Source organism: Cupriavidus sp. 01L46, assembly GCF_056399905.1.
In genome coordinates this window covers 1-2619 of sequence record NZ_JBFTSF010000503.1, presented here as the reverse complement: position 1 = coordinate 2619, position 2619 = coordinate 1, and the positions used below count along the sequence as shown (strand labels likewise).

Below are 2619 nucleotides of genomic sequence, written 5' to 3'. Positions count from 1 at the left end.
CCGTACGACAAGCCGACCGACGCCGAGGCGCGGCTGATTTCTTCCATGGCGATCATGTGGGCCAGGTAGCCCATATTGGCGCCGCCGTATTCCTCCGCCACCGTGATGCCGAGCACGCCGAGGTCGCCCATCTTCTTCCAGGCATCCATCGGGAACTGGTCGGTGCGGTCGATCTCCGCCGCGCGCGGCGCCAGTTCGGCCTGCGCCCAGTTGCGCACGGTGTCGCGCAGCATCTCGATGTCTTCGCCCAACTCGAATTTCAGGCCTGGCAGCTCAGCCGTTGCGATCATGGCGGTCTCCTGATGGTATCGGTATTGGTCTTCTTGATTTGTCGTTTGTGGTCAGACGTGGTCCAGCGTGCGCACCACGCACAAGGTCATCAGCATGGTGGCCACCGCCTTGCGCACGCCAGCGGTCTCGCTATACACATCGCCCTGCACCACGATCAAGGTGCGGCCGGGCTTGAGCACGCGGCCCACCGCCACCAGCCGCTCGCCCTGGGCGGGTGAGAGCAGGTTGATCTTGTACTCGGCGGTCAGCCCGGCCTCGCCGTCCCCCACGATCGACAGTGCGGCGTAGCCACAGGCGCTATCGGCCAGCGCGCMGACGGCGCCACCGTGGAAAAAGCCGTGCTGCTGGGTCACGCCCTCGGACCACGGCATAGCGATCTCCACCTCGCCGCGCATGACCCGCGTCAGCGCCGCGCCGAAGGTGGTCATCAGGCCCTGCCGGGAGAAGCTGGTGGCAATGGCATCCGCGCGCTCGGCGGACAACGGCGTGGCATCGACAGCTTGGGGCATGGGCTTTCCTTGTTTGAGAAGCTATTCTATTGACGTTTACGTAAACGTCAATCAAATCGAATACGGAAACTGAAATAATGGCCCATCAGGCACTTTTCACCACGGCCGGTGGCACTTCGCACGCATGTGTCGCCAGCAACTCCCGGCACTGCCGTTCGTACTGATCGATCTCGGCAAGCTGCGCCTGCAGGTCCTCGAGCTGGCGCTCCAGTGTGCCGCGGTGATGCGCCAGCGAATGCAGGAAGCGCTCCAGTTGCGGCGCGGTGTCTCGCGGCGACTCGTACAGGTCGAGAATTTCGCGGATTTCGTTGAGCGTCAACCCGAGGCGCTTGCCCCGCACGGTGAGCTTCAGGCGCGTGCGCTCGCGCCCGTTATAGACGCGCTTGCGCCCGGTCGGCCCTTCGCGCTCCGGCGACAGCAAGCCCTGGTCCTCGTAGAAACGGATCGCACGCGGCGTCACGTCGAACTCGCGGGCGAGATCGGTGATGGTGTAGGTTGGCGTGGCTGGCGAGTCTGGCATGGTGGCCCGGTAAAAAAGTGAACGGTCGTTCGGTATGGAATGAAGTTTTCGCTTAAGATGGAAAAAGCCCGCTCCAATTGACGTTAACGTTAGCGTCAAGCAAGGCCGCTGGCAACCGCGATATGCAACCGTGACAACGAGAAAGCCCGCCTGCGCGCGGCACCGCGCGCACAGGGCTTCAGACCCGAGAGACTCCTCATGAACGCACTCGAACACGAACTCCAATACCCGTTTGGCGAAACCCTGCCCGAAGGCGGCGCGCGGCAGCAGGTGGCGCCCGGCGTCTACTGGCTGCGCATGCCGCTGCCCTTCGCGCTGGACCACATCAACCTGTGGCTGGTGCGCGACCGCCTTGAAGGCCGCGACGGCTGGACCATCATCGATTGCGGCGTCACCAACGACACCATCAAGGCGCACTGGGAAACCGTATTCGCCAACGAGCTCGACGGCCTGCCCGTGCTGCGCGTGCTGGCCACCCACTGCCACCCCGACCACATCGGGCTGGCGCACTGGCTGTGCAAGCGCTGGGACGCCCGCCTGTGGATGAGCCTGGGCGACTACATGAACGCCCGCGTGATGGGCGGCGGCAGCGGCGCCGGCTCCAACGCCGGCGGCGACTTCGCCGCCAGCCACTTCGCCCGCCACGGCCTGACGGACCCCGACAGCCTGGAAAAGCTGCGCGCACGCAAGAGCTACTACCCGTCGCTGGTGCCCGACCTGCCCACCCAGTACCGCCGCATGATGGACGGCGATACCGTGCATATCGGCACCGACCCGGCCAGGTCCGGCTGGCGAGTGATCACTGGCTTCGGGCACGCGCCCGAGCACGTAGCGCTCTACAACGCCGCCTTGAATGTGCTGATTTCCGGCGACATGGTGCTCCCGCGCATCTCCACCAATGTCAGCGTGTTCGACATGGAGCCGGAAGCCAATCCGCTCAAGCTATACCTGGACTCCCTGGGCAAGTACGAGCCGCTGCCGGAAGACGTGCTGATCCTGCCGTCGCATGGCCGGCCGTTCCGGAATCTGCATATCCGCATCAAGCAGCTACGCGAGCACCATGTGGAGCGGCTTGCCGAAACCCGGGCGGCCTGCGTGGAGAAAGCCTGCAACGCGCATGACATCGTCGGCGTGATTTTCAACCGGMAGTTTGATATTCACCAGATGACGTTTGCCATGGGCGAGGCGCTGGCGCACTTGCATGTGTTGTGGCATGCGGGGGATGTGAGGCGGGAGATTGGGGGGGATGGGATTGTTAGGTTTAGGGTTTAGGGGGTACTGGTGGCTTTTTGCTTTTGC

At 64.1% G+C, this 2619-nt stretch carries 4 protein-coding genes; 1 reads left to right on the top strand and 3 read right to left on the bottom strand.

Annotated elements, in window-relative coordinates; translation table 11 throughout:
• From AC1DS3_RS37560 to AC1DS3_RS37550, 3 genes are all read right to left on the bottom strand, one after another.
• Positions 1-290, bottom strand: a 290-nt coding sequence (locus AC1DS3_RS37560; RefSeq protein WP_477129242.1) for an acyl-CoA dehydrogenase family protein, incomplete at its 3' end; no start/stop codon positions are given.
• 51 nt (positions 291-341) lie between these two features.
• Positions 342-800: a PaaI family thioesterase gene (locus tag AC1DS3_RS37555; protein ID WP_477129241.1), complete on the bottom strand. Its 459-nt coding sequence runs from the start codon at positions 798-800 to the stop codon at positions 342-344.
• A gap of 85 nt (positions 801-885) precedes the next feature.
• Positions 886-1320 (bottom strand): MerR family transcriptional regulator, encoded by a 435-nt coding sequence (locus AC1DS3_RS37550; RefSeq protein WP_441641638.1) that lies wholly within the window; start codon positions 1318-1320, stop codon positions 886-888.
• A 198-nt stretch (positions 1321-1518) separates the two neighbouring features.
• On the opposite strand from AC1DS3_RS37550, the gene AC1DS3_RS37545 reads away from it, so the two are divergent.
• On the top strand, positions 1519-2592 hold the full coding sequence (locus tag AC1DS3_RS37545) for an MBL fold metallo-hydrolase (protein WP_477129240.1): 1074 nt from the start codon (positions 1519-1521) through the stop codon (positions 2590-2592).
• The last annotated feature ends 27 nt before the right edge of the window (positions 2593-2619 follow it).